The sequence below is a fragment of the Bacillus sp. B28 genome, assembly GCF_029536185.1.
GTDB classification, from domain to species: domain Bacteria; phylum Bacillota; class Bacilli; order Bacillales; family Bacillaceae; genus Bacillus; species Bacillus halotolerans.
The window spans coordinates 3,616,580-3,638,180 of sequence record NZ_CP120511.1 but is presented as its reverse complement, the minus strand read 5'-3'; the positions used below and the strand labels follow the sequence as shown (position 1 = coordinate 3,638,180).

General features: G+C 44.3%; 16 protein-coding genes. 12 read left to right on the top strand and 4 right to left on the bottom strand.

The window, feature by feature from the left end; translation table 11 throughout:
- Nucleotides 1-357: 357 nt before the first annotated feature.
- From P3L57_RS18100 to P3L57_RS18090, 3 genes are all read left to right on the top strand, one after another.
- On the top strand, nt 358-1,434 hold the full coding sequence (locus tag P3L57_RS18100) for a response regulator (RefSeq protein ID WP_069486810.1): 1,077 nt from the start codon (nt 358-360) through the stop codon (nt 1,432-1,434).
- A 316-nt stretch (nt 1,435-1,750) separates the two neighbouring features.
- A complete protein-coding gene (locus P3L57_RS18095; RefSeq protein WP_069486811.1) occupies nt 1,751-7,729 on the top strand; it encodes a SpaA isopeptide-forming pilin-related protein in 5,979 nt (1,992 codons plus the stop codon).
- 93 nt (nt 7,730-7,822) lie between these two features.
- A complete protein-coding gene (locus P3L57_RS18090; RefSeq protein WP_069486812.1) occupies nt 7,823-8,482 on the top strand; it encodes a class A sortase in 660 nt (219 codons plus the stop codon).
- A 100-nt stretch (nt 8,483-8,582) separates the two neighbouring features.
- On the opposite strand, the gene blaOXA is transcribed toward P3L57_RS18090, so the two are convergent.
- Nucleotides 8,583-9,386 carry a class D beta-lactamase gene (gene blaOXA / locus P3L57_RS18085; protein ID WP_069486813.1) on the bottom strand — a complete coding sequence of 268 codons (804 nt, stop codon included), beginning with the start codon at nt 9,384-9,386 and terminating at the stop codon, nt 8,583-8,585.
- A gap of 53 nt (nt 9,387-9,439) precedes the next feature.
- A complete protein-coding gene (locus P3L57_RS18080; RefSeq protein ID WP_044159655.1) occupies nt 9,440-9,850 on the bottom strand; it encodes a YwpF-like family protein in 411 nt (136 codons plus the stop codon).
- A 175-nt stretch (nt 9,851-10,025) separates the two neighbouring features.
- Between P3L57_RS18080 and P3L57_RS18075 the strand changes: the two genes are divergently transcribed.
- From P3L57_RS18075 to P3L57_RS18060, 4 genes are all read left to right on the top strand, one after another.
- Nucleotides 10,026-10,409 (top strand): hypothetical protein, encoded by a 384-nt coding sequence (locus tag P3L57_RS18075; protein WP_044159653.1) that lies wholly within the window; start codon nt 10,026-10,028, stop codon nt 10,407-10,409.
- 77 nt (nt 10,410-10,486) lie between these two features.
- Nucleotides 10,487-10,828, top strand: a complete 342-nt coding sequence (gene ssbB, locus P3L57_RS18070) for a single-stranded DNA-binding protein SsbB (RefSeq protein ID WP_044159651.1) — start codon at nt 10,487-10,489, stop codon at nt 10,826-10,828.
- Nucleotides 10,829-11,054: 226 nt separating this feature from the next.
- On the top strand, nt 11,055-11,831 hold the full coding sequence (locus tag P3L57_RS18065) for a transcriptional regulator GlcR (protein ID WP_069487005.1): 777 nt from the start codon (nt 11,055-11,057) through the stop codon (nt 11,829-11,831).
- 5 nt (nt 11,832-11,836) lie between these two features.
- On the top strand, nt 11,837-12,694 hold the full coding sequence (locus P3L57_RS18060) for a Cof-type HAD-IIB family hydrolase (protein WP_059292380.1): 858 nt from the start codon (nt 11,837-11,839) through the stop codon (nt 12,692-12,694).
- 122 nt (nt 12,695-12,816) lie between these two features.
- Here the strand turns inward: P3L57_RS18060 and P3L57_RS18055 are convergent, their stop codons facing one another.
- Both P3L57_RS18055 and P3L57_RS18050 read right to left on the bottom strand, forming a co-directional pair.
- Entirely contained in the window at nt 12,817-15,591 is a 2,775-nt protein-coding gene (locus P3L57_RS18055) for a DEAD/DEAH box helicase (RefSeq protein ID WP_069486814.1), read from the bottom strand.
- Nucleotides 15,578-17,188 (bottom strand): SWIM zinc finger family protein, encoded by a 1,611-nt coding sequence (locus P3L57_RS18050; RefSeq protein WP_059292382.1) that lies wholly within the window; start codon nt 17,186-17,188, stop codon nt 15,578-15,580. Before P3L57_RS18050 ends, P3L57_RS18055 begins: the two co-directional genes overlap by 14 nt.
- A gap of 203 nt (nt 17,189-17,391) precedes the next feature.
- Here P3L57_RS18050 and P3L57_RS18045 point away from each other — a divergent pair, with 203 nt between their 5' ends.
- The 5 genes from P3L57_RS18045 to P3L57_RS18025 all read left to right on the top strand — a co-directional run bounded on the left by P3L57_RS18045 (nt 17,392) and on the right by P3L57_RS18025 (nt 21,530).
- Nucleotides 17,392-17,535: a YwzD family small protein gene (locus P3L57_RS18045; RefSeq protein WP_010332161.1), complete on the top strand. Its 144-nt coding sequence runs from the start codon at nt 17,392-17,394 to the stop codon at nt 17,533-17,535.
- Between the two features lie 223 nt (nt 17,536-17,758).
- Nucleotides 17,759-18,505 carry a protein-tyrosine kinase activator TkmA gene (gene tkmA / locus P3L57_RS18040; RefSeq protein WP_059353683.1) on the top strand — a complete coding sequence of 249 codons (747 nt, stop codon included), beginning with the start codon at nt 17,759-17,761 and terminating at the stop codon, nt 18,503-18,505.
- Nucleotides 18,495-19,208: a CpsD/CapB family tyrosine-protein kinase gene (locus P3L57_RS18035; RefSeq protein ID WP_044159636.1), complete on the top strand. Its 714-nt coding sequence runs from the start codon at nt 18,495-18,497 to the stop codon at nt 19,206-19,208. Before tkmA ends, P3L57_RS18035 begins: the two co-directional genes overlap by 11 nt.
- Nucleotides 19,209-19,260: 52 nt before the next feature.
- Nucleotides 19,261-20,025, top strand: a complete 765-nt coding sequence (locus P3L57_RS18030) for a tyrosine-protein phosphatase (protein WP_044159635.1) — start codon at nt 19,261-19,263, stop codon at nt 20,023-20,025.
- A gap of 182 nt (nt 20,026-20,207) precedes the next feature.
- On the top strand, nt 20,208-21,530 hold the full coding sequence (locus tag P3L57_RS18025; RefSeq protein WP_069486815.1) for a UDP-glucose dehydrogenase family protein: 1,323 nt from the start codon (nt 20,208-20,210) through the stop codon (nt 21,528-21,530).
- Nucleotides 21,531-21,601 lie beyond the last annotated feature (71 nt).

Sequence of the window (21,601 nt, the reverse complement as noted above, 5' to 3'; positions counted from 1 at the left end):
TCCACTTTCCGTTCAGCTGTATGTTTCCATCCTTCTGAAAATTCCAATTCTCCAGATGAATAACCCCATCTCTCGCTTCAGGAAGGGTTGTACCAGACAGGTGATTCATAACCGTAAATAAAATAAAGAAAGCTGCATAACCTGTAATAATCGAAATAAATATATATTTCTTTTTCAACATTAAGTCCCCTTTTCAAATAGGATCATTCCTATTCCCATTTCTTTGTAAATATTGTAATCTCAAGCTATCAAAAACTACAATAGAAAGAAAAATAATTCAAATAAAGGGTCTATTTGGCATGATATAATAGAATTATTTACTGATATTTCGATTTGCATATAGGGTGGGATGTGTTTTTGAACGCGTTAATTGTTGATGATGAGCATCTGGCATTGCTTCATTTTAAGAATATGCTTGAACGGACAAACGCTTTTCAAACCATTATGGCATTTCAAGATCCGCTTGAAGCTCTGGAGCATGCGGCGATCCTTGCTGTAGATGCAGTGTTTCTTGATATTGAAATGCCCGGAATAAATGGCATTGAGCTTGCTGAAACAATTCAATCGCTGAATGAAAACGTCCAAGTCGTTTTTATCACGGCTTATAATGAATTTGCTATAAAAGCGTTTGAATTGAATGCCATAGATTACTTGCTGAAGCCTGTAAATGACAAGCGGCTGGAGACAACCGTTGAACGTATCAGAACGAATAACATGCTTAGAACACCTGCAGAAAATACCGATGCGCATTTTTTCATTCAATGTTTTGGAAGCCTGGAGTTTCATCAAACCTTAAAGGGTGTCAAAACAAATATTCCAGTCAAGTGGAGAACGTCCAAGGCGCGTGAGATCTATGCTTTTTTACTTCATAATCAAGGACGTATAGTCAGTAAAGACGTGTTAATCGACCTTTTTTGGCCCAATTATGATGTTTCAAAAGCAAGCACCCAGCTTTACTCAACCATTTACCAAATACGGAAATTAATCGGACAGGTTCCTTTCAGCCAATCAATCGAGAAGACCGACACAGGATATATTCTTCGATTTTCAGGCGTGAAAATTGATGTTGTTGAATGGGAAAAATCACTGAAAGAGGCTCCGCCGCTTAATACAACTACATTAAACCAGCACATAGATATGTTAATGTCATACGAAAATCATTACTTTATGGAGCACGGCTACTTGTGGGCAGAACCGGAGAAAACGCGTCTTGCCCAACTGTGGATAGGCAAGGCTTATGAACTGATTGATTTTTTCATGCATGAAATGAACTACAGTCATGCGTTGGACATTTGCCTGCAGGTTGAGAAAATTGAACCTTTCGATCATAAAATTATGCAATACAAAATGCAGGTATTTAACAAAAACGGGAAGGTAGAAGAGGCGATAAAGGAATATCAGCGTTACAAACAAATAAAAGATCAGATTAATTAAATAAGCAAAAAATATATCTAAACCAGTGCGTGTCGATTGCCTTTCGATACACACTGGTTTTTTTGTACATGTCATCTAAAGGGAAGGCCCTCGTCATATGTCGAAACTTCAAATCCTCAATTTACTTGATTCACTTTTTTGATGTACAGAATTTGTATAGTTCCATTTCATACAATGTAGTTTGGTTCGGATGGCAAATCTTCGTTTTGAAACTCATTCGGCATTAGCAGTTCATTTTGGGGGATGAGACATGATTTTATGGTCTCGCGTATCAATCGGCAAGTGAAAAATAGATATGAAAGGGAGGAATGAAAAGGTGAGAACGAGGAGTTTTCCCTTAGGGCTGAAAAAAAGCGGGCGGATCATTATGATCATAAGCCTTGCGATCTTTTTCTTCTTCAGCCAGATCGCCAGCTATACTCTTACCGCACAGGCTGTGGATGTAACGTCAAGTGACAGCCACTTTTTCGATTCAGTGACGGTCAAGGACGGTAAGAATCAGATTGTTGACGGGTCAAAAGGAAACGAACCGGCATTAACGCCGGGGGATGAAGTGACACTGACATATGAATGGTCATTGAAAAAAGATAAAGAAGCAGACAGCGAACAGGGTATCAATGTGGAGATACCTGAGAGCTTTACATTTGATAAAGGTGCAGAAGGTCAGATCAAATCAGCTGATCAGGTCATCGGCAGCTATCAAGTGCCGGCGGGCAGTAGCACCATGACGGTAAAATTAACAACTGCATCCGCGGATTCCCCTGATGCCCAGGGGACCATTACACTGTCAGCTAAATTTACTGCAGATGTAAAAGATGATGAACATACAGCAGCCCTTTTTCATCTGGGGGGAGGCAAAACCCAGCAGGTGATCATCCCTGTTAAGAAAGAGGAGACACCAGATGCCGAGGCGGAAGAGCCAAAAAGCGACTCTTCTGATACTGCGGGTGATCAGGAAGGGACAGATGACAAATCTGCACCTTCAGTCAGCAAGGATCAAAAAGAGAAAGAACAGCAGCCGTCAGATGACTCTAAGAGCGGCGAATCCTCGAAGAGTGATGATTCAAAAAAAGTGTCATCCGCAAGTCAATCAGCTTTCAAAAGCTTGCAAACTGAAGAAAAACAAATCACACAACATATTTTAACCGGCGTGACATTGACGGACGCAAACGGCGAGCCATATGACAAGGGCAATCGCGCCGATACGAATTCTCCGGTGAAAATTTCAATTGATTGGGCTATTCCTGACGATTTAGGAAAAACAATCAACTCCGGCGATAAATATGAATTTGATTTGCCTAAAGAATTTATTATGCATAATGACATTGTAAACCTGCCGTTAGGCGCCGGAGACACCACCTACGGGACATTTTCTATTGATACGAACGGACATGTAGTGATGACATTTAACGGCGAGGTAAAAGAAAGTTCTAATGTCAAAGGCACATTGGTTATCAATACGCAGTTCAACGAGAAAAAAATAACGGGATCGACAACACAAAAGATTCCATTCCCTGTAAACTCCGATACTCCTGAAACAACGGTTTATTTTAAGCCAAATGTGAGTAAAACCATTGATAAATCAGGTGTACTGGATAAAGGGATCAACCCCGGTAAAGTAACATGGACGGTCGATGTCAATAAAAAGTTGGATCAAGTCAAGAATGCCAAACTCACGGAAAGCCTTCCAGATGGCGTAATCTACCGTTCAGTTAAAGTGTATGAACTCAATGTGAACATTGATGGTTCTGTCAGCAAAGGAAATGAAGTTTCTTCCGGCTACAGCGTTGATTCTAAAGGAAATGTCACATTTGACGGGACAATTGATTCAGCCTACCGACTTTTATACGAAACCGACATTGACAATAGTGCAAAGCCGAGTGAAGGCGGAAATCTAACGCTGACGAACAAGGCAGCATTCAGCGGAGACAACCTGGAACCCATTTCTGCCGACGCCACTGTTGCGGCCAAATATGGAAAAATGATCGCGAAATCATCAACAGGCTATGATGGAGAATCTCAAACATTCAGCTGGGCTCTTTCATACAACTATGGTGAGAAACAGATCGATCAATCCAAGGCCAGCATTAAGGATTCTTTTGGAACTAGCGATTTGCACCTCGTGAAAGACTCTTTGAAGGTTATTCCTATTACCTTTGGACAGAACGGGAGCGAGCAAGCGGGAACGCCTTTAAAGGAAGGCGAGGACTACACGCTGACCGATAATGGAAACGGATTTGAAATCAAATTTAATAAAACCATTACCAGCGCTTACAAAATCACATATCAAACAAAGGTCAACAGCGGAGTGATCATTGATAAATCGACAACATACACCAATAGCGTTGTGACCGGAACAGGGGATTCAAAAGAAGCTTCCGGCATAGCCATTCAGCAGAATCTCATCAAAGGATATTCAAACGTAGATTATGAGAAGAAGACGGTTGATTGGACGATCACAGTTAATAAAAATCGCTATACAATGAACAATTGGACTTTAGATGATCAATTCGACAGCGGCGGGCTGGCGTTAATTGATGGGTCATTCAAGATTCAAGACACAACCAATAACAAAACTTTGCAGGAAGGCAAAGACTACACCTTCACAAAAAAACCTGATCATAAAGGCTTTACTTTGGCATTGATCGGGGATTACGCAAAAACAGACAGTCAATTTAAGATCATTTATACGACAACTTTCAATGCCGATTATTCTAACGAAAGTGTTAAGAATACAGCTCAGTCGACATGGACTGATCAAAACGGCAATGAGCGCACGAATAAGGTATCAAGCGGTTTTACGCCGAATCATCAGACTTCAAATAATGGGTTCAAAAACGGTTCATATAACGCGGTTTCAAAGGAAATCACGTGGAAAATCGGCGTCAACTATAACGGCGAGCCGACGAAAAACCCTTATATCAAAGATGCCATAACAGATCCTCAGCAATTTGTGCCGGGTTCCGTTGTGGTTAAGAGTTATACGATCAATAAAAACGGTTCCATCACAGAAGGAGACGCGCTTGACCCTTCCAAGTATGATATCGAAGAGCCTTCTTCGAATAATGAACGCACTCTGACGGTACATCTTAAAACAGGTGATTCTGTACCATATCTGATTGAGTTTAAGACATCACTCAAAGGACAGGTCATTAATCAGAACCAGTATACAAACAAGGCAACATACTATAATGACGGTCATGCAGACCGCACGTTGACGGGTTCTGTTTCGGTTGCGAACGGAGGAAACCTGGTTTTCAAAGGCGGCAAACAAAATGGCAGCTACATTGATTGGAATATCAACGTCAACTCCAGCCAATCAACGCTGGATGACGTGAAAGTTATTGACACGCCGGATGATAATCAAATACTAGATGCAGATTCTTTTAAAGTATATCAAGCAAAATATGATGAAAACGGTGTGGTCAAAGACAGCAGCGGAAATCTGACCGCGGGCGATGTCGAGCTCCAAAAAGACAAAGACTACATGGTAGACATCAAAACCGACAATACAACAGGTGAACAATCGTTTGCCCTGCAATTCATAGGTAGCTATAAGCAAATTGACCGTGCCTATGTGATCAAATACCGGTCTCTAATTAACATAGCCGGCACGAACGGGCACGTTAAAAATAAGGTGTCCATTTCTGGAACAAATGTGAAGGAGCAGACCCAAGAAACCAGCAGCTCGATCTTTGTTGCCATTTCAAGCGGCGACGGTTCCGGCTCTGGAGAAAAAGGAAGCCTGACGATTTTAAAGACAGGAGAGGACGATAAAGCTCTTGGAGGAGCAGAGTTTCAGTTATGGTCTGAAGATGCCAAGCAGCTCCTGCGCAACGGCACAACAGGTGCCGATGGTAAGCTTACATTCGGAAATATTCGCTACGGCTCTTACGTATTAAAAGAAGTAAAAGCGCCTGACGGATATACCATCAGCGATGCTTATGCAAAAGGAGTCTCTGTTAAGATAGACAGCAACTCCTCCAAGACAGGAGCACTGTACAAAGTCGTAAATCAACAGAACAAGGTGACGCTTATCAAAAAAGACGAACAAAAAAATCCTTTAGCTGGTGCTGTTTTCAAGCTGGAGAAAAAGGCGAGCAACGGCACCTATACTTTGATAGAAACGGATATCAAAAGCGATAAAAACGGAAAAATCGAAATGAATGGTTTGCCGGCGGGCTATTACCGCCTGACAGAAACGAAAGCCCCTGCTGGCTTTATCGTAAATACGAAGGCGATTCATTTCTCAATCGCAAAGAATGGTAAGAATCAAGTGTCTGACGTAGAATTGGGAGAAATGGTCAATTATCAAGGAAGGGCCTATTTAGCGAAGGAAGATGCCAAAGGGCAGAAACTTGAAGGGGCCGTCTTCAAGATTATTGATGACGAAGGCCATACAGTTCAAGAAGAGCTGACTTCGGATAAAGACGGAAAAGTAGAGGCTTCGGGCCTTGCGCCGGGACGATACGCCTTTGTCGAAACGAAAGCCCCGAACGGATATGTATTAAACACCGAGAAACGAGAATTTATCATCTCTGAATCAGCAGTAGGAAAGCCGGAATCAACTGATGCCGGGATAGCCGTTAACGATAAAGGCTCCGCTCAGCTGGTGAAGGAGAATGCTGAAGGGAAGAAACTGGAAGGGGCCGTCTTCAAGATTGTCGATGACGAGGGCCATACGGTTCAAGAAGGGCTGACCTCGGATAAAGACGGAAAGATCATAGCTTCAGGCCTCGCACCGGGACGATACGCTTTTGTTGAAACGAAAGCGCCTGAGGGTTATGTACTGAACACGGAGAGAAAAGAGTTCACCATCTCTGAATCAGCAGAAGGAAAGCCGAAATCAGCAGATGCCGGGATAGCCGTTAACGATAAAGGCTCCGTTCAGCTGGTGAAGGAAGATGCCAAAGGGCAGAAACTGGAAGGGGCCGTCTTCAAGATTGTTGATCATGAAGGGCATACGGTTCAAGAAGAGCTGACCTCGGATAAAGACGGAAAAGTCACTGCTTCAGGCCTCGCACCGGGACGATACGCTTTTGTTGAAACGAAAGCGCCTGAGGGATATGTGCTGAATACAGAGAGAAAAGAGTTCACCATCTCCGAATCAGCAGAAGGAAAGCCGGAATCAGCAGATGCCGGGATAGCCGTTAACTATAAAGGTTCCGTTCAGTTGACGAAAGTAGATCAAGACGAAAAAGGATTAGCGGGTGCAGTTTTCAAAATTGTTGATCACAACGGAAACACGGTAAGAGCTGACCTTGTCTCAAAAGAAGACGGTAAAATTGAGGTTGCAGGTTTGGCTCCGGGAAGTTATCAATTTGTTGAAGAACAGGCGCCAGACGGCTATCTCCTATCCGAAAGCCCGGTGCCGTTCACCATTAAGGCTGAACATGGCGGCCAACCAGAACAAGTTGAAGTAACAGCTGTTAACACCGTGAACCGTGTCGTTCTCACAAAAGTGGATCAACATGATAAAGGGAAAGTTCTTCAAGGAGCGGAGTTTAATCTGACTGATGCCAACGGCAAAGTTCTGAAATCCGGTCTCATCACTGATGACAAAGGACAGATTAGCGTACACGGTCTCAAAGTAGGCAAGTATCAGTTTGTCGAAACAAAAGCGCCAGTGAATTACAGTTTGGATAAAACGCCAATACCGTTCAAGATCACCAACACTGAAACAAAGTCAGTTGAAATCACCGCAGAGAACATACTGGCACCAGGCGACGTGAAACTGACAAAAGTGGATCAAGACGATAAAAAAGCCGTTTTAGAGGATGCTGAATTCAAGTTATTGGACGCCAACGGCAAGCCTGTAAAAACTGATGGCTACGGCAAAGGCATCTCTAAATTATGGAAAACTAATGCAAATGGACAATTCACTATTAAAGGCCTTGCACCGGGACGCTACCAGCTGATCGAAACGAAGGCGCCCGATGGCTATAAACTGGATGGTACACCAATTGTATTCACAATTGAAAAAGGACAGTCAAAACCTGTTGAGGTTGTCGCTTCTAATCAAAAATTAAAAACGCCAACGCCGAGCAATGATACACCGGATAAAAATATGAAGGGAGATGGACAGCATCCAAAAACCGATGGTACAGATGGTCATGTGAAAACAGACAATTCACATCCAAAAGCCGATGATACAGCTGGCCACACAAAAACAGACAATTCTCTTCCAAAAACCGGTGATACAGACAGTACGGTGCCAGTTATGATCGGCATTCTTCTGCTCTTAGCAGGCGGAACTTTGGCTCATGTCTCAAGAAAGAAACAAAGAAAGGCATAAATGTGATGGCACCTGATCATTGAAGATTCGATCAGGTGCTTTTTTAAACAGATCATCTCTCATAGCATGACACATAAGAAAGGAATGTACTGCATGTATAAAAAGATAATCATTGCGGTGTTTATTCTTTCCGGCCTGCTGCTTATCTTTTCTCCTTTCATAAAAGGAAGTCTCATCGCCTACCTTAGCAAAAATCAGTATGAGTCGGAATTGACTGTGAAACAGCTGCAAGAAAATAATGAGAAAGAAGCAGAATTTGATTTCGATTCTATACAGCCGCCCACGCTATCGGAAGCTATAAATGCGGGCTTCAATCGTGATCCGAAGACAATAATCGGCAGGATCACGATTGAAAGTGTGGATCTGGAGCTCCCCATATTAAAAGGCACCACCAATGAAAACCTGTTGATCGGAGCGGCAACAATGCGTCCGGATCAGAATATGGGCGAGGGAAACTATCCATTGGCAGGCCATCACCTGAAGCAGAAGAGCCTTTTATTCGGACCTCTGGCCAACATAAAAAAAGGCGCCAAAATTGTAATCACAGATTTCAAAAAAGAATATATGTACTCTGTGACATCAATAAAAATGATTTCTGAAATAGATGCAGATGTGATTCAGGATACAAAAGAAAAGGAAATTACATTAATCACATGCGACAAAGCTGTGGAAACCGAAGGACGTCTCGCAGTGAAAGGAAAATTGATTGAGACTGTCGGTCATACAAATGACAAATCGATTAGCGGAATGTGATGATGTGTGTGTATGAGCAATTTTCCAAAACAGCTTCAAATCGTTCTTTTGATTATAAGTGAATAAAAAAAGACTGCCTTATGAAAAGGCAGTCTTTTTTCTAATGCAGAACATATTTCTTCAAAATGTCCATTGTCATGCTTTTCGCGTCTGTGCCGGTGCCGTCAATGTTCGTCACGAAACTGTACACTCCGTTTTCGGTTTTGACAAAGCCTGCATACCAGCCGATGCCTGAGCCTGAACCGGTTTTTCCATAAAGCGTATAATGATCCTCATCTTCCTGAATCATCATCCGCTTCACTGTCTTCATTACGCTTTTATCAAATGGCAGTTTTTCTTTGTATAAGGCTTCCATAAAGTCCGTTTGTTCCAGAGGAGAAATCTTAAGCGTGCTGCTCAGCCAAAATTGGTCAATGCCGCCGCTGATATCTTGATTGCCGTACGCTATTTTATCAATCCATTCCTTCATTCGCTCTTCTCCGATGTCTCGGGCCATTGCTTGATAGTACCAAACAACGGAGTATCTCATGGCAGATCCTAGCGTGTGATCCTGATTCCATACGTCGAGCTCACGTTTTACACCGTCCCAGTATTTGATGTCATATTCATCTTTAACGGCGCCTGTTTGTAATCCAATCAGCGCATTTGGGACTTTAAAAGTCGATTGCGGCGCAAATCTTTGTGTCGCGCGTTGATCGCCGTAGACGAATGTTTTTTCGTTTTTCAGATCAAGTAAGATAAAAGTTCCGTCGTGATCAGTGAAAAATTCATCGACATTCATCTTCTTTAGATTGGGACGCTTCTCGGCAGCAACAGCTTCTCTAGGTGTTTGCAAACTTGATGTCAAAAGGACAGCTGCGCCGATAAGTGATAAAACAACCGCTTGAATTTTTCGCTTATTCATACGTGTCACCTCAGCAAATGTAAAATAAGAGAGGGGATGATTTCCACTCTCTTTTATATCTTCTGCTTAAACGCTTCAATCAGCCTCGCTCCTGTATAGCCCTCTTTTACAAGAGATTCCAGAATGGTTTCAGTGCCTTGCTGTTTTCTTGTCACCATTTGTCCGTAAATTAAAACCGAGATGCTTTCTTCCAGTTCAGCAATATTCTTCACAGCTGCAGTCAGCTGGGCGGGGCGGTTGCTTTTCTTCGTAATCGTCACAAACACTTTGACTTCAGCTTGTTTTTTTTGAAGCTGGTCAAAAAAAGACAAGTGTTCCTTCGGAACAAGCGCTTCAATCAGCCAGTGATTTTCGCCGTCTTCTTTATTGATAATCAGTCCGTCAATAAGGGGAAACTGTTCAATTGACTTTTCTTCCTTGTCCACTCGTTCCACGTTCAGGTCAACCAGTTTAAAGGTTTTCATTTTTATCTCACCCCATTTACTTACAAAGAATTCTTAAAATGAATTATAACACATATTCATTTTTCCGTGAAAACGCTGTAATGCTGAGGATAATTTATTTTGTACTGGTACAACATTTAATAATTTCTATTTTTTCATTATACTGTAACTGACTATGGATTACGGAGAGGTGTGTATGAATCGATTTCATTTAAAGGAAATTTATATTGACGGCACTTCGGCGGATCAGCGTTTGATTCAAACGAACGAAGCGTATATGTTAAGCCGTAAAGATATTTTTGAGGTTCATCTATATAGGAAAGAGAGGATGATATTTTTATACGAAACTTATGATGGGATGGAACAGTACAAAATCCAGCTGTCGCTCCCGGAAAGGAAGCTCAGCTTTCAGTGGTTTGCATGGGACGGCTCTTCTTATGTCTGTATGAATACGCAGCATTGGCTGACATCTAAATTGTTTTTCCGGTTTTTAAAAAATACATATTTCTTTAGAGGGAAAAAACAAAAGCTGTTTTTAGCTGAGGGAAAAATGAAAACGAAAGATAAAAACAGAGGCTGAAATGAGATTTTGAGCGTTTTTCTTTTCTCGTTGCATCGTCTACAATACGTGTAACCGCAAGGAGAGGAGGAATCGCAATGTTCAATCAGGTCATGCTTGTCGGACGTTTAACAAAAGACCCTGAGCTTCGGTACACTTCCGCGGGCGCGGCGGTCACACACATTACGATTGCAGTTAACCGCAGCTTCAAAAATGCTTCAGGAGAAGTTGAAGCGGATTACGTCAATTGCACGCTTTGGAGAAAAACGGCCGAAAACACGGCGTTATATTGCCAAAAAGGCTCTCTCGTCGGCCTAAGCGGACGTATTCAGACAAGGAGCTATGAAAATGCGGAAGGTGTCAAAGTGTACGTAACTGAAGTGATGGCTGATACTGTTCGTTTTATGGACCCTAAACCTCGGGAAAAAGCTGCCGATTGACATCTCCCTGTTCCTCCCGCTTTAAATCCCATTCACGATTACTTTTCTTCGCATCATCCCCTCAGAATTGACCAGTCGACCAGACTGGTTTTTTCTTTCTGTTTGAGATAGGGAAAATTGGTTCTTATGATGCATTTTTACTTAATTTCACTTAATAATATTGATTGTTGATATACAAAAACTTATAATTACTTAAAGATAACGTCATATGAAAAGGAATGAGGGCGTGTACCAAGAAGAAAGATTAGTAGCGATTGTGGATTATCTAAAGGAGCATAACCGCATTACAACCGAGCAGATCTGTACGCTCCTTCAGGTGTCCAGAGATACAGCACGGCGGGATCTTGTGAAGCTGGAGGAACAGAATGCCATTATTCGCACAAGAGGCGGCGCCATTCTGCCGTCTGTGCACCAGAAAATTCAGGGGTATTCCGGCCGGCTGAAAACAGTGTCCGAGGAAAAAAACAAGATTGGCAAACTCGCCGCATCACTGATCCAAAATGGCGACCGGGTTATTTTAGATGCGTCTACAACTGTTCAGGCGTGCGCCAAGCACTTGAATGCAGACGACTGTACGGTTATCACTAACTCCATCAATCTCGCGGAAGTGCTCTCAGACAAAGAGGGTATTGAGATCTATCTTCTCGGAGGCAAGCTTGAAAAGGAGCACCGTTTCTTGTACGGCGCTTCTGTGATTGAAAAGCTTTCAAGCTATCACGTCGATAAAGCGCTGATCGGTGTTGTCGGCATGTCGGAACACGGCATTACGATCGCGCATGAAGAAGATGGGCTGGTGAAGCGAAAAATGATTCAGCAGGCCAAGCAGGTGATCGCCCTTGCGGATTATTCGAAGCTGGGAAGCACCAGTTTTTATCAGTACGCTGAGCTAAGTGAAATTGATCTCTTGATCACAGACCGGCTGCCCGATCAGGCGTTTTGCGACTTGCTTGATCTTAATGGGGTCGAACTTCTCGTGACAGAGCAGGATGAAAGAAAGGGCTGATAAACGTGAAATTGATTGCGATCGACTTAGACGGAACCTTGCTGAACAGCAAGCATCAAGTAAGCTCAGAAAATGAAAATGCTCTGCGGCAGGCGCAGCGGGACGGGATTGAGGTTGTTGTATCAACGGGACGCGCTTATTTTGATGTCGTGTCAATTTTTGAACCGCTCGGGATCAAAACGTGGGTCATCAGTGCGAACGGCGCTGTCATTCACGACCCTGACGGCAGGCTTTATCATTCGGAAACAATCGGTAAAAAACGGGCGTATGACATCCTCTCGTGGCTTGAGTCAGAAAACTATTATTATGAGGTTTTTACAGACTCAGCTATTTATACACCGCAAAACGGCAGGCAGCTCCTAGATGTTGAGCTTGACCGGGTCAAAAGTGCGAATCCAGAGGCTGACCTTTCTGTTCTGATGCAGGCAGCCGAGGTGCAATACAGTCAATCGGGCTTTGCTTATATCGACACGTTTCAAGAGCTATTTGAGGAGGATAAACAGATTGATTTTTACAACATTCTTGGCTTTTCTTTCTTCAAAGAAAAGCTGGAGGCCGGCTGGCAGAGATACCAGGGTGATAAAGGTCTGACACTTGTCAGCTCTGCTGATCATAACTTTGAGCTTTCCTCCAAAAAGGCATCCAAGGGGCAGGCGCTGGAAAGGCTGGCAAAGCGGCTTAACATCCCAATGAAGGAAACAGCAGCCGTGGGCGACAGCTTAAATGACAGATCCATGCTGGAGGCTGCCGGAAAAGGCGTAGCGATGGGCAATGCGCGGGAGGACATCAAAGCGATAGCCGACGCTGTAACCCTGACCAATGATGAACATGGCGTTGCCCATATGATTCGGCACTTGCTGTAAGGTTTATCTTTTGAAAAAAAGTGCATCCTGAACATAACCGGCGTAACGGATTCTGTGAAATTCGGCGTGACGGCGATGAACGGAAAAAAGCTGGCTCTTTTAAGGAGCCAGCTTTTTTGTGGTTATTGTGCCTGCGCTGAGGCGCTTAATGTAAATAATTCTTCGAGCTCATCCGTGGACAGCTCGGTAATCCAGTTTTCGCTTTGGATAATTTGGTCGTTCAGCGTTTGCTTCGTTTCAAGCATCATATCAATTTTTTCTTCAATTGTTCCCGTTGTAATCATTTTATGGACGTGGACAAACCGCTCCTGCCCGATGCGGTATGCCCGGTCAGTGGCTTGGTTTTCAACAGCCGGATTCCACCATCTGTCATAATGTATGACGTGATTGGCGGCTGTCAGATTGAGACCGGTGCCGCCCGCTTTCAGCGAAAGAATCAGTGTCGGGTATTCTTTCTTCTGAAATTTCTCAACGAGTGCATCGCGGTCTTGCTTAGAAAGACTCCCGTTCAAAAACTGCACAGGTTCGCCGAAGGTTTTTTCAAGCAATCGCTTCATCATGTTCCCCATTTGAATATATTGCGTGAAAATGAGACAGCTTTCGTTTTGGGCGCGGATCGCTGTCATCAGCTCAAGCAATTTTTCAAGCTTGACCGAACGTCCGGCCAGCAGTTCGGTTTGATCTTCCTTCAAATAAAGCGCGGGATGATCGCATATTTGTTTAAGCCGTCCGAGCATGCTGAGGATCAGTGCTTTTCGCTGCATGCCTGTCAGTGACGACATATGTTCAAAAGTGTCTTTCACCAGCTGCTCATAGAGAGACGCCTGTTCGGCTGACAGCGGAATAAATTCTTTTTGCTCCAGCTTGTCGGGAAGGTTTAATGCGACGTCCTCATCCCGTTTTGTCCGCCGCAGCAAAAACGGCCGGATTAATTGCTGAAGCTGTCCGATTCTTTTTTCGTCCCGGTCCTTTTCGATCGGCAATACATAGCGTTTATGGAAACCGGTCAGACTGCCAAGGTAGCCTTTATTCATGAAGTCGAAAATCGACCATAGCTCAGTCAAGCGGTTTTCCATCGGAGTTCCGCTCAGCGCGATATGGTGAATGCCCTTCAGCTTTCTGATTGCGCGTGATTGCTTCGTGTGCGCGTTTTTAATATTTTGTGCTTCGTCAAGACAAATTGTGTTCCATGTCACCGAAGAAAGCTCTTCAGAATCGGCATGCGACAGCCCGTAGGAGGTTAAGACAACATCCGCGTTATCATAATAGCCGGAGAAGTCTTCTCCCTTCGGACGGCGCGGGCCGTAATGGAGAGCGACCGACAGATTGGGCGCGAAGGTTTGAAGCTCCCGCTGCCAGTTGCCAAGTACGGATGTCGGCGCGATGATCAGATTCGGCGTGTTTTGCCGTCCGCTTTCCTTCACATGAAGAAAATATGCGATCATCTGAATGGTTTTCCCAAGCCCCATATCATCGGCCAGACAGGCGCCAAAACCGCTTTGCCGCAGAAACAGCAGCCAGTTCATGCCGTATTTCTGATACGGGCGGAGCGTGCCTTGAAAGGAGGGGCTGACCTCATGCTCCGGCAGATTTTCCGCTGTTGTCAGCTTTCGAATCAGTGATCTGAGCTGTTTTGACAGGTCGAATTGAATACCGGCAAAAGCGGATGTATCCATGATGTCCGAGTCCTCAAGCCCGCCTTCCTGCTGATCCATCAGCTCTCGTGCCAGAATATCAGACATATGGAGCCCTTCTGATTCCGCTTTCTCCATCAGCCGTTTCATCTGTTTGATAAACTGCGGATCTATTTTCACCCATTGCCCGCGAATATTAACGAGGCGCCTGTTGCTCGCGACAAGCTCGTTAAATTCATCCTCTGTCAGCTCAATGCCGTTTGTCGCAAACCGCCAGTTAAAATCAAGCAGCGCATTCATGCCGACAAATGACTCGCCGCGAGGGGCGGAAGACACCTTTGCTTTAAGCATCATGCTGCTGTCTCTGACAATCTGCCACCAGGATGGCAGGAGGATTTCAACACCCATATCGACAAGCGTCTCACTTGCCTCTGACAGGAAAATCCAGGCTTCTTCCTCTGAAATCAACGTGGTGCCGGAATCAAATGACAGCCACGGAACCGTTCGATGAAAGCGGTCCTGCTCGCGTGCGATTTTATCGCTGTAGGCCTGCCACGATTTTTTGAGGCTCTTCAGCCCGTCAAAAAATACAACCGCGCCGCTCTTTTTATCGCGTAAAAACATTTCGATTTTCCAGTCATCACCGTCAAAGTCTGGTTCATTCAAGCGGAGGCCGACCGTAAACGGGGTTTGATCGTCAATCCAGCCGATGCCTTCGAGAAAATCCTCTTCATCCAGAAAATGTCCGCGAAATGTTGTGACCGCAGGTGATTTTTCTTTGATATTTTCCCATTTTTCACGCAGTTCGTCGTCATATTTAATATAATCCTGCACCGCGGCTGAAAACCATTCCGCAGTAAAGCCATCCAGCATGCCGTCCCGATCCTTCCAGCGGAAAACACCGTTTGTCCATGCTTCGTAGTCAGGCAGGAAATCGCCGTCCGCGATAAATTCGTAAATGGTGGACGCTGCCTCAATCAGCGGTTCCGTTTCTTCTGTGAGCTGCACGGAGCTGAATGAGTTGAACGAGTTTTTGCCGAGAAGCTCTACAGTCATCCATGGAGAAAGCAAAACCGCGGTTGTCCCGATGAAGCTGACATCCTCAAGGAAGGTTCCGTAAAATGAGGATTCGTGCCATTGAAACAAATGCTTTTTCATGTGGCTGTAGGGAAGGGGCTGCTCATTCTCATCAAAGGCTGAGAGCGTGAATGACCCGTCTTCCATTTGTTCGACGTGAATAAGTATTTCTTTAAGACTCGCCATCAATCAACTTTCCTTTCTGCAGTTCTTCTTGAAGGGCGCGCAGGCGCTTGTAATGTGAGCTCAGCTGCTGAATATAGCGTTCCCATACCTTCAGTTTTTTCGCTTTTTTGTAGAGCGTCCGCAGTTTTTTCAAATACCGGGCCGCTTCCTTGTAAGAGCTGCGGTTTTTCTGGTCGATAAAAAAGGCCACTTCTCTGTGGTAAGCGGGTATAAGGGCCTCGGGATCGCTCGCCGCGATTTCTTTGAGCATCGTTTTATCTATTTCATAAATTGAAAAGCCAACAAGGCTGTGGATTTCGATCCACTCGGCGTAACGCTTTTTCTCATACAAATGATGGCTGTATTCTGTGAAAGTATATGGCAGACAGCCTGCCGCATAGCGTTCAAACAGCGCCTGGTCATTGGTTTGCTTCACATACGCGTTCAGCAGAAGAAACAGCTCGCCAATTACGTCGCGAATTTCTTTAAACGGCTTATCCAGCTTCGTATAACCAATCGCAATCGATTCAATCCGGAGGTACCATGCTTTGAGCCGTTTCCAATCCTTTTTCGCGGTGATTTCACTCAGCCATTGGAACGTATACGGCAGCGCTTCCGGCGGAAATTGGTCGGTTTCCGCAAAAATCGCGTCATCATGTTTCTGCAAAAATTCTAAATGCAGACGCCCGAATTGCAATTCAGGAGAAAACCGCCGCCCGGCTTCTTTTTGCAGGATCTCTTGCTCACGCGCCACCCATTTCGGCCGCGGCAGCAGCGCGCTCCAAACTTCACCGAAAATGCGGATGCGTTCATATTGAAAAATATCTTCCTTCAATAAGAGATCCCGAATGACATCCGGCGTTTTCTCCAGAAAGGGATCGAGTGCAAACGACAGCGCGTACGTTTTTAATTTATCAATTGAGCTGTAGATCGTGTCCATCAGCTGTTCGACATAAGGATTGAGTGAATAAAAATCATGCTCGGGGTCCAGTTTTCCTTCTTCAATCAATGTAAACATGCGAAGCCACACCGCGATCGCTGAATGAATCTGATACAGGCTTTTCAGCTCCGGCTTGTTCGGCGCATGCTTTTTCAAAGCGGACAGATAGCCGTAATAGAGACCCTGCATGTTTTGGCTGCCTTCAGCCGTGCGTGCCTGCCAAAGAGAAAACTCTGAATCGAAAAAAGCAAGCCAGCTTGAAAGCGACTCTTCATTAGGCAGCACCTTCTCTTGGAATTGACGCCGGACGAGCTCTTTGCTTTCTTCGAGCTTTTCCCTCTCCAGCCAGTGCTCTGTAAAAGTTCCCACTCGTTCAAACATTGCATATACATATAAAAAAACAGCCAGCTTATGGCGGCAGATTCTCCCAGACGGACATGAACAGCCGCTTTTGGCTATGACAAATAAGTTCAATGTGACCCGCACAGGCACAACATCCTGCACGTAAGCCGTAACTTCCGTCGGACTCACTGCTTGTAAACGATAGACTGAATCCTGCCGATATAAAATAAGGGCTTTTTTGATCAACTGAACATTTTCCTCGCTGTAAGGAAGAAGCTCTTTTAATTGTTCAGCCGATGCCAGCACATCGTCTTTAGAAATCATATTCTGAAGCATGATTATCGCTCCTAACCGAGTCACGTAATAAAAAGATCCAATTTCTCTATTATATCGCAACACAGCGGCATGAAAAAGTTTTTCCTAAAATAGGACATAAAAAATGGGAAGTGTCGAATGATGTATTAGAGATTGCAAAACGAGAGCCGGCATCATATAATAATCGTGTTTTCAACTTAATGGAAGCTGAAAGGAATAAAATGATGAGTGAAAAGAAATTAAATCAAGAAGAATTTCTGAAAATTTTGATGCATGCACATGATATTGGTGAGCAGTCATCTGAGATGACCACAAAGGAAATGCTTGAAAATTTGATTTCTCATATTAAAAATGGATACGCAACATAAAAATCCCGCAGGTATTTGGCGGGATTTTTTTCTGAATAATGACCGGAAGGAGAAAAAGATTCAGCTCTGGCAAGACAATAAATAGAGCGCTTACATGACAGAAGCCGAAAAACTGTTTTTGTAAATTTTTGTCGAATATTGTCACGTGAAAAGATGGAGAAATGCTGTTTTAACGTTGTATAATCGTATGGAAAAGGATGTTATAAGCTGATTTGGAGGTATCATGGGAGAATCTACTAGTTTAAAAGACATACTATCAACGTTAAGGAAACACATACTTTTGATTATGATTGTAACCGCAGCTGCGACTGCTGCCGGCGGATTCATCAGTTTCTTCGCACTTACACCCATCTATGAAAATTCAACTCAGATCTTGGTCAATCAATCGAAAAACGACCAAAAAGAAGTCCAATTTAACGATGTCCAAACCAATCTTCAATTAATCAATACGTACAATGTCATCATTAAGAGCCCTGCTATTTTAGACGAAGTGATTAAAGAGATGGGCTTGTCGATGACATCCCAAGAGCTGAATGAAAAAATTACTGTTTCCAGCGAGCAGGATTCTCAAGTGGTCAATATTTCTGTCAGAGACGGGAGCGCGGAAACAGCGGCTCACATTGCCAACACTGTCGCATCTGTCTTTAAAGACAAAATCACTTCGATTATGAATGTTGATAACGTAAGCATTCTGTCAAAAGCTGAGGTTTCTGGACATCCGTCGCCTGTATCGCCAAAACCGCTGCTGAACATCGCCATCGCGTTTGCGGCAGGATTGGCAGGTAGCATCGGACTGGCCTTCCTGCTTGAGCATTTGGATAATACGATCAAATCGGAAGAGCAGCTCGAAACGTTGCTGGACATACCGGTATTAGGGACGGTTTCCACCATTGCGAATGAACAGAAAACAGCGAAGAGCTTAAAAGGCATGCAATCTGATAAAGCGGGGAGTGGACATTTTGGCGCTTAGAAAAAGCAAGGGCTCATGGAGTCGAAAAAATGTCATTGCGCTGACAGAGCCGAAATCCTTAAATTCAGAACAATATCGAACGATTCGAACAAATATAGAATTTTCTTCAGTGGACCGCCAAATGAAATCTGTGATGATCACTTCTGCGTGCCCTGGAGAAGGGAAGTCTACCACAGCTGCTAACCTTGCTGTCGTATTTGCACAGCAGGGAAAAAAGGTTTTGCTCATCGATGCAGATTTGCGAAAACCTACAGTACATACCACTTTTCAACTAGAAAATATGACAGGCTTAACATCCGTTTTACTGAAAAAATCCTCACTGAAACAGGCTGTGCAAACGTCTCAGGAACAAAATCTTGATGTGCTGACGAGCGGCCCGATCCCGCCGAATCCGGCCGAGCTGCTTTCCTCCAAGTGGATGGAGGAGCTTGCGGATGAAGCGTGTGCGGCCTATGACATGGTGATTTTCGATACGCCGCCTATTCTCCCTGTAGCAGACGCGCAAATTTTAGGGAATGTCGCAGACGGTTCCGTTTTGGTTATTTCAAGCGGAAAGACGGAAAAAGAAAAAGCCGCAAAAGCAAAAGAGGCGCTCGATTCGTGCAACAGCAAGCTCCTCGGAGCCATTATGAACGGCAAGAAACGCTCGAAGCACTCTGACTACGGATACTACGGACATGAAGACAATTTCATACAAAAATAAATAACGTGCATACTGCCCGTTATTTATTTTTGCGAAAAAAGGAGGCTTAGAAATGATTGATATTCACTGCCACATCCTCCCGTCAATGGATGACGGGGCAAGGAACCTGGACGACAGCATCGAAATGGCCAGGGCGGCTGTTCGTGAGGGAATCAGAACCATCATTGCAACCCCGCATCATAAGAATGGTTCATATGAAAACGAGCAAATCGCTGTCAGAGAAGCGGCAGACCTGTTAAACAAACGTTTAATGAAAGAGGAAATCCCGCTCACCGTACTGCCGGGACAGGAAATCAGAATCTACGGGGACTTGAAACGGGATTTGGATGAAGGACGGCTGCTGTCATTGAATGACACAAAATATATCCTGATTGAGTTTCCGTTTGATCATGTTCCGCGATATGCCGAGCAGCTTTTTTATGATTTGCAGCTGAAAGGATACGTTCCGATTGTCGCGCATCCCGAACGCAATAGCGAAATTCGCGAAAATCCGTCCTTGCTGTATCATCTTATAGAAAAAGGAGCGGCATCTCAGTTGACAACCGGAAGCCTTGCAGGAGTTTTCGGGAAACAGATGAAAGCATTTTCGCTGCGGCTGGCTGAAGCCAATCTGATACACTTCTTAGCCTCAGATGCTCATAATCTGAAAACAAGAGATTTTCGCTATCAGGAGGCTCTCCGTGTTCTTGAGAAAGAATTCGGTACGGAATATTCTTATATGATGACGGAAAATGCTGAGCTTCTTCTGCAAAATCATGCGATTTACAGGCAGGCACCGAAGCCGGTCAAAAGAAGAAAACGATTTGGGCTCTTTTGATCTGCAATTCTCATTTCCCCACTTTCTTTGTGAGAACGATATAATAGTATATTGTATGATTGAATCATATTTCAGAAATCTGTACAGGCTGTTTCCGGGAGATCATCCGCATTCATGTCAGGATATTCTCATACGATAATACGGAAGCTGTAAAGCAGCAATTTAACTGTTGGAGGGAAACAATGAATATAACAGTCATCGGAACAGGCTATGTCGGTCTTGTGACAGGTGTTTCTCTTTCTGAGATTGGCCATCATGTAACTTGCATTGATATTAACGCTCACAAGATTGAAGAAATGAGAAAAGGGATTTCCCCTATATTTGAACCGGGTCTTGAAGAGCTGATGAGAAAAAATATAGCTGATGGGCGGCTGAGCTTTGAAACGAGCTACGAGAAAGGCTTAGACCAGGCAGAGATTATTTTTATAGCGGTCGGCACACCGCAAAAAAACGACGGACATGCGAATCTGGAGCATATTACAGATGTGGCCAAGCGTATTGCCCGGCACGTGACGCGAGATGCGATCGTCGTAACGAAAAGCACAGTGCCTGTCGGAACAAATGATTGGATTTACGAGCTGATTACCAAACATCTTGCGGTTCCTGTCAGCATATCGATCGCATCCAACCCGGAATTTTTACGTGAAGGGTCAGCCATCCATGACACGTTTCATGGAGACAGGATTGTGATCGGAACAGCCGATCAGGACACCGCCAGAAAACTGGAAGAGCTCTTTCTTCCGCTCGATATCCCGGTTTACCAAACGGATATCAGAAGCGCCGAGATGATCAAATATGCCTCAAATGCCTTTCTGGCCACTAAGATCAGTTTTATAAATGAAATTTCGAATATATGTGAAAAGGTCGGCGCTGATATTGAATCTGTCGCGTACGGCATGGGACAGGATAAGCGGATCGGGAGCCAGTTTTTAAAAGCGGGCATTGGCTACGGCGGTTCTTGTTTCCCAAAGGATACGAACGCCCTCGTGCAAATTGCGGGCAATGTCGAGCATGATTTTGAGCTGCTGAAATCGGTCATCAGGGTCAACAACAATCAGCAGGCGATGCTGGTTGATAAAGCGCTGAACAGGCTTGGCGGAGTGACGGGAAAAACGATCACCCTTTTGGGGCTGTCATTTAAACCGAACACGGACGATATGAGAGACGCGCCGTCGATTGTCATCGCTAACCGCCTCGCCGCACTAGACGCCCATATCAAAGCCTTCGATCCCATTGCCGTCAGCCACGCAAAGCAAATTTTGCCGCAGGCTGTGGAATACAAAAAAACGATTGCGGAAGCCGTTAAGGGGGCAGACGCCGTCATGATTTTAACGGACTGGGATGAGATTAAACAATTTTCATTAGCAGATTATCAAGATTTGATGGAGCAGCCGCTGATTTTTGACGGCCGAAATTGCTACTCATTAGAAGAGGCTGCCGCCGCCGGAGTGGAATACTATTCGGTAGGCCGGAAAGCGGTTGTTCCGGCAGGTGCAATGTCATAGATGTAAAGGAAAGACTGGCGGGATGCCGGTCTTTTTTTGTATCCATCTTTTATTGTATACGATGGATATAT